Source organism: Pseudomonas sp. HMWF006, from assembly GCF_003061205.1.
GTDB lineage: Bacteria > Pseudomonadota > Gammaproteobacteria > Pseudomonadales > Pseudomonadaceae > Aquipseudomonas > Aquipseudomonas monsensis.
In genome coordinates this window covers 10,932-17,660 of sequence record NZ_QAIU01000226.1, presented here as the reverse complement: position 1 = coordinate 17,660, position 6,729 = coordinate 10,932, and the positions used below count along the sequence as shown (strand labels likewise).

The following is a 6,729-nucleotide window of genomic DNA, read 5'->3' as shown; positions in this document are numbered from 1 at the left end:
GTGTGGCGACGCGGCGCGGCAACCGGACGCTGTGAAAGCGACGTTTGCCGAAGGCATCGAACGCACCCTGCAAACCCTCGGCGACAAATACCCGACAGGCCCGGATGCCGCGCCGGGTGAGGGGCGGCGGAAAATGATCGACCTGCTGTCGCGTGCTGCCGGTGCGATTATCCTGTCGCGCGCCTGTCCGGATGATTCCGCGCTGGCGGATGAGATTCTTCAGGTGTGCCGCGCCGAGATGCTGGCTTCATTGCCCGTGGATGACGAGACGGCGGTGTAGAAAAATAATTTGAACCGCTTCAGGGGCGTGCTCGCCTAATGATCAGCTTGTGGTCAATCGCGCAGGCACCGTGCCAATACCGGCATACTCCGAGAGGTGGTCAACGTGGCTAAAGACGAAAAGAAAAGCAAAGGTGAAGCTTCGAAAGCCAGCAAGGACTTGAAAGACAAAAAGGCCTCGCCGGCGAAGAAATCTGCGGCGGCTGCGGCGCTTTCAAAATCTTCCGAAAAGAAAGACAAGAAAAAAGACGTCGAACCGAAAAAATCTGCCAAAAAAGCCGATAGCAAACCCGATAGGGCCAAGGAACCGAAGAAGGCCGAAAAGACCGCGAAAAAGAAAAAGTGACCACTGCGATCTGCCAGGGCATTGCGCCCTGGCTTGCTCAGGCCGTGTGGCCGACGACTATTGATCTGTGCGCCGACACCGGCCCTTGGCAAACTCACACTTTTTCACAAAGACCTCCCGGCAACCATTCGATGGCAGAATCCCCTTAACTTGAAAGTTTTGGAGACCACCATGCTTCGTGTGTTCGAACGAAGACTCGACCCTTTTCCTCCTGACGAGGTCCCACCACCCCCCTACGGACTGGCCCGCTTTCTCTGGGCCTGCACGCGCGGCGCGCGCGGTTATGTCCTGGCGCTGGCATTGCTCAGTGCGGCCGTGTCGATTTATGAAGCGTGGCTGTTTTCCTTCCTCGGACAGGTCGTGGATCTGTTGTCGACCTGGCAGGCCGGCGGTGAAGCCGCTGTGCAGGAGAGTCGAGTGTTGTGGGGCATGGGCATCGTCATGGTGTTCAGTGTCGGGCTGGTGGCGTTGCGCACGATGGTGCAGCACCAGATTCTGGCGATTAACCTGCCGTTGCGCCTGCGCTGGGACTTCCATCGGCTGATGCTGCGGCAGAGCCTTTCGTTTTTTTCCGATGAGTTTTCCGGCCGGGTTACCACCAAGGTCATGCAGACCGCGCTGGCGGTGCGTGATGTGCTGTTTACCCTGATCGAGATCCTGCCCGGCATCGGTGTGTATTTCATTGCGATCATCGCGCTGGCCGGCGGCTTTGCATTGAAACTGATGCTGCCGTTCCTGGCGTGGGTCGTGTTGTTCGGGCTGGCCATGTGGTACTTCGTGCCGCGTCTGGGCAAAGTGGGGCAGGAGCAAGCCAATGCGCGGTCGATGATGACCGGGCGGATCTCCGACGCCTACACCAACATCACCACGGTGAAACTGTTCTCGCACTCCAACCGTGAGGCGCACTTCGCCCGGGCGGCGATGGAAGATTTCAAATTGACCGGTTTTCGCCAGATGCGTCTGGTGAGTCTGTTCGAGATCGTCAACCAGGCTCTGGTGGTGGCGTTGATCATGTCCGCCGGCGGTTACGCGTTGTGGCTGTGGCACCAGGGTGACGTCGGCGCAGGTGCCGTGGCGGCAATCACCGCGATGGCGTTACGCATCAATGGCATGTCGAACTGGATCATGTGGCAAATGACTTCGCTGTTCGAAAGCATCGGCACTGTTCAGGATGGCATGGCGACGCTGACCCAAGGCGCCAAAGTCCAGGACGCACCGGATGCCGGTGTGCTGGTGACCACTGGCGGCGCGGTCACGTTCGATAAGGTGCGTTTCAACTACAACGGCGAGCGTCAGGTGTTCGACGGCCTCAGCCTGAGCATCCGGCCCGGGGAAAAAATCGGTCTGGTCGGTCGCTCCGGCGCCGGCAAATCCACGCTGATCAACCTGCTGCTGCGTTTCTACGATGTCGACAGCGGGGAAATTCGCATCGACGGGCAGAACATCGCGCACGTGACCCAGGACAGTCTGCGCAGTGCCATCGGCATGGTGACCCAGGACACTTCGCTGCTGCACCGTTCCATTCGCGACAACATTGCCTACGGCCGACCGGATGCGACCGACGCGCAAGTGCGCCGCGCTGCGGCCAATGCGCAGGCCGATGAGTTCATCAGCCAGTTGAGCGATCGTCAGGGGCATACCGGTTACGACACCCTAGTGGGCGAGCGGGGTATCAAGCTCTCCGGTGGTCAGCGGCAACGCGTTGCGATTGCCCGGGTCATGCTGAAAAACGCGCCGATCCTGTTGCTTGACGAAGCCACCAGCGCGCTGGACTCGGAAGTCGAAGTGGCGATTCAGGAAAGCCTCGATGAGATGATGCAAGGCAAGACCGTGATCGCGATTGCCCACCGACTGTCGACGATTGCAGCGATGGATCGGCTGATCGTCATGGACGACGGGCGCATCATCGAACAGGGCACGCACAGCGAACTGCTCGAGAAAAACGGCGTGTATGCGCGGCTGTGGGCGCATCAAAGCGGTGGCTTCCTGGGCGAGGACAAGGGCGTGATCGAGGCGGTGGACCCGGCGTGAATGCGGAGCGCGGCGGGTGAATTCAGCTGATTTCTTTGCAAAATGTACCTATCAGTTACTGCATCGTTTCAGCGCTGCTTGTATTCTTGGCCAGAAGAAGGATGGATGGCTGCCGCTATTGCCCTGACCCAATGTTGCTGGAATGGAAAACCGGACTTTCCTTAAGGTAGTAACGTGAAGCGTGATTCCCACCTGGTGGTGCTTTTGCTGTTGGTCATTGGCTGCTCTCTCGCGTCATTGACGGTGTGGAAGGTATTGGCCTCCCGTGAGCGGGCACTGGAGGAGGTGAATGTCCATGGCTTGAACCTGACTCAGGCGCTGGCGACTTACTCCGAGGGCATTGTCCGCCAGAGTTCGCTGCTTTTGCTCGGGCTGGTCGAGCGCCTGGAGACCGAAGGCAGCGGTCCTGCGCAGATTCAGCGACTGACTGCACTGGTCGAGCGCCAGGAACCGCTGATGCCACAGCTCAGTGGCATCACGATCTACGACACTCAGGGCCGCTGGCTGATGTCCTCCAACCGGCCGATTCCAGCCGGGGCCAATAGCAGTGATCGGGTCTATTTCATCCATCACCGTGACGATCCGTCCCGCGAGACCTTTATCGGTCCGCCAATCCAGAGCCGCTCCAATCAGGAATGGGTGATCACCGTCAGCCGTCGCTTCAATGGTCCCGATGGCGAGTTCGCCGGTGTGGTGGCGGTGACCCTTGGGGTGGAAAACTTCCTGCGACTGTTTGGAAAAATTGATGTAGGCCAGGAGGGCGCGATCGGTTTGTCTTATACCGATGGCACGTTGCTGGTTCGCTATCCTTTCCGCGAACAGGACATGGGCCGCAACTTTTCCAAATCGCCCATCTACGCCAAATACCTGGTTGATCGATCCGTCGGCACTGCGTCGTTCACCTCCAGCCTGGACGGTGTGGAAAGGCTCTACGCTTTTCGCAAGAGCGACCGGTTGCCGCTGATCACGACCGTCGCCCTCGGCAAGCGCGAAGCCCTTGCTGCGTGGCGAATGGAGGCGTTGCTGTCGGCGGTGGTGGTCACCGGATTGCTCGGCCTGACGGGGCTGATCGGCTGGTTTCTGATCCTCGATATCCGCCGGCGCACGGCGGCCGAGGATCAATTGCGCGGGGCTCAGCAGCAGTTGCTGTCGTCAAACCGGCAACTTGAGTTGCTGGCGATGAAAGACGCCCTGACCGGTCTGGCCAACCGGCGCTGGTTTGATGAGAGCCTGGCGATGGAAGCCCGACGAGCACAGCGTGACGGCACGACGCTGGCCTTGCTGATGATTGATATCGACTACTTCAAGCGTTTTAACGATGCGTTCGGGCATGTGGCTGGCGACGCCTGCCTGCAGAGGGTGGGCCGCATTCTCGAAGCGTGTGTCAGGCGGCCGTCGGATCTGGTGGCGCGCTATGGCGGCGAAGAGATGGGCATCATCATGCCTGACACCGACAGTGATGGTGCCGCCGTGGTGGCGCAACTGATCCTCGACCGTTTGCAGCAAGAGCATATTGCGCACGACACCAGTCCGTTCGGTCGGCTCAGTGTGAGCATCGGCATGGCGACCGCTAGCGGTTCTCGACTGGACAATGTGCAGGGGTTGATCGAGATGGCAGATCAGGCGTTGTACAGCGCGAAGGCGCAGGGTCGTAACCGTTTCGTGCGGGGGATTAGTGAGAGCGAATCCGGGTAACGTCGTCAGACCTCGGTTTATCGTCGAGCATAAAAAAACCGGCCTTGCGCCGGTTTTTTTATGCTGCGAATGCCTTAGAGCGCCGCTTTTACCTGCAAGCCAAACACCAATGCATTGTCGATGCCCTGCCCGGAAAACGCGCCCGGCTCGATGATGTATTGCACATTGGGGCGCAAGGTCAGCCACGGGGTGGCCTGGTAACCGTAACCGAGTTCGATCAACTGTTCGGCACTGTCCAGGTTCGGGAATGCCGCGCCGTTGGCCAGCGCCACCTCTTGCTGCACGTCACGACTGCGCGGGTTCGGCACGGCCCGGCCATAACCGAGCGCGAGGGTGTCACGCGGGCGCCCTTCGAACGGTTTGTATAGCACCACGCCGGTGCCGTACCACTTGCTGAACGGCGAAGCCGCTTCACTGGCGGCCGAGTATTGACCGAAGGCGTGCAGACTGCGGCCCTCGGACGATGCCGAACGCCACACGGCCTGGTCGATCAGCAGGTAATGACCGCCGCGACCGGACACGTCTTTGCCGCTACCGATGCGTTTCACGTTGGAGCTGTCGTAGTAATAGCCAAGCTTGTATTCGCCGGGCAACTGCCCCGCGTGCTTGTAGACCAGTTCGATCGGCACCACAGTGCCCGTGGTGTGCTTCGGTCCCAGGTGCCAGGCACGACTGGAATTGCCGTTGCTTTGCGGATCGACATTGAACGCGGCGACGCGCAGCTGCCACGCCGACGACAGGTCGTATTTCACCCGCACGCCCAGATGGGCATTGGGGTAGTTGGTCCAGCCGCTGCCACCGGACATGTTCAACGGATGGCCGCAGAAGCCGGCGTTCATGAAGTTGCAGAGAATGCCGCTGTCGAGGCCACCAAGGTCGTTGCCCATGGCCATGTAACCCAGCTTCACGTTGAGCGCCGGGGTGAACAGGCTGCGCTCGTAGCTGAGCTCGGTCAGGCGGGTGTAGAGGCCGCCGTAGTTTTCCTGAATCGGCAGACGGTTGCCGACCAGGTCTTCCGAGGCGCTGTTGCCGCGCCGGTCGTTGATGGTCAACTGGACCTTGCCGGCGTTCTCCACGCCATACAGCTTGCTCAGGTCGAACTGTGCGCCGAGCTTGATGTTCTGCGAGTAACGGCCCGAGCGATGCAGGCCGCCGTCGGCGTTGTAAGCCATTTCACCGGTGTAGTCACCGGTGAATTTGATGCCGTCTTCGTCCATCTGGTGGCGCAAGCCACCCCAGTCGCCGGTCAGGGTATTGCGGCTGAGGAGGTTGGCATCGGTGTCGGCAAAGGCGGGCAGGGTGGCGCTGCAGGTCAGGCCCAACAGCACGCCGTTGAGCCAGCCGGTATGAGAAAAACGAAACATGGAGATCTTCCTGCTCAAATCGAGGGCGATAGCGCGAAGCAGCGCGGCACCCTCAGGTGCCGCGCGCAAAAGAAAGTGCCCGTGGTCAACACGGGCACTTCGGCTTACGGCAAGGCGTAGGCCATCACGTAGTCGCCGCGATCGGTCGACTGGCGTGCACCACCGGCGGTGACGACGATGTACTGCTTGCCGGTCTTCGGCGAAACGTAGGTCATCGGGCCGCCCTGACTGCCGACGGGCAGACGCGCTTTCCAGATTTCTTCACCGTTGCCGCTGTTGAAGGCGCGCAGGTAGAAGTCCTGGGTGCCGGCGATGAAGATCAAGCCACCTTGGGTCGACAGGGTGCCGCCGAGGGTTGGCAGACCGATCTTGATCGGCAGGTGCATGCGGATGCCCAGGGGACCGGTGTCTTCAACGGTGCCGACTGGAACCTGCCAGGCGACTTTCTGCGTCTTCATGTCGATCGCCGTCAGGGTACCGAACGGCGGAGCCTGGCAAGGGATGCCGGCCACCGACAGGAAGCGGTTCTTGTTCACCGCATACGGCGTGCCCTTGAGCGGTACGGCGCCCATGCCGGTGTTCAGCGCTTCGCCACCGGACGAGGCCTGCGCCTTGTTCTGCGACGGGATCATCTGAATCCACAGACCCAGGCGCATGTCGTTGACGAAGATGAAGCCGTGCACCGGGTCAGTGGAGATGCTGCCCCAGTTCATGCCACCCAGCGAACCCGGGAAGCTCAGGGATTTGTCAGTACCCGGCGCGGTGTACAGGCCGTCATAACGCATCGACTTGAAGTCGATCCGGCACAACAACTGGTCGTACGGCGTGGCACCCCACATGTCGGATTCGGTCAGGTGCTGCGCGCCGATCTGCGGCATGCCCACCGATTTCGGCTGGGTTGGCGAGTACGGTTCGTTCGGGATGTTCGCGGCTTTGACCGGGACTTCCTTGACATCGGTCAGCGGCTTGCCGGTGGCACGATCCAGGACATAAATCTGCCCGGCCTTGGTGCCG

4 protein-coding genes and 2 pseudogenes are annotated in these 6,729 nt (G+C 60.6%); 4 read left to right on the top strand and 2 right to left on the bottom strand.

Annotated features, from left to right (window positions below; translation table 11 throughout):
* From DBR24_RS09095 to DBR24_RS09080, 4 genes and pseudogenes are all read left to right on the top strand, one after another.
* Window positions 1-280, top strand: a pseudogene (locus DBR24_RS09095) (TetR/AcrR family transcriptional regulator); the annotation flags it as partial.
* A gap of 96 nt (window positions 281-376) precedes the next feature.
* Entirely contained in the window at window positions 377-625 is a 249-nt protein-coding gene (locus DBR24_RS09090) for a hypothetical protein (RefSeq protein ID WP_128614557.1), read from the top strand.
* A gap of 171 nt (window positions 626-796) precedes the next feature.
* Window positions 797-2,656 carry an ABC transporter ATP-binding protein gene (locus DBR24_RS09085; protein WP_128614556.1) on the top strand — a complete coding sequence of 620 codons (1,860 nt, stop codon included), beginning with the start codon at window positions 797-799 and terminating at the stop codon, window positions 2,654-2,656.
* Window positions 2,657-2,830: 174 nt separating this feature from the next.
* Window positions 2,831-4,351, top strand: coding sequence for a sensor domain-containing diguanylate cyclase (locus DBR24_RS09080; protein ID WP_128614555.1), 1,521 nt, complete (start codon window positions 2,831-2,833; stop codon window positions 4,349-4,351).
* 74 nt (window positions 4,352-4,425) lie between these two features.
* On the opposite strand, the gene DBR24_RS09075 is transcribed toward DBR24_RS09080, so the two are convergent.
* A complete protein-coding gene (locus DBR24_RS09075; RefSeq protein ID WP_128614554.1) occupies window positions 4,426-5,715 on the bottom strand; it encodes a carbohydrate porin in 1,290 nt (429 codons plus the stop codon).
* Window positions 5,716-5,819: 104 nt separating this feature from the next.
* Window positions 5,820-6,729 (bottom strand): annotated as a pseudogene (locus tag DBR24_RS31795) (membrane-bound PQQ-dependent dehydrogenase, glucose/quinate/shikimate family); the annotation flags it as partial.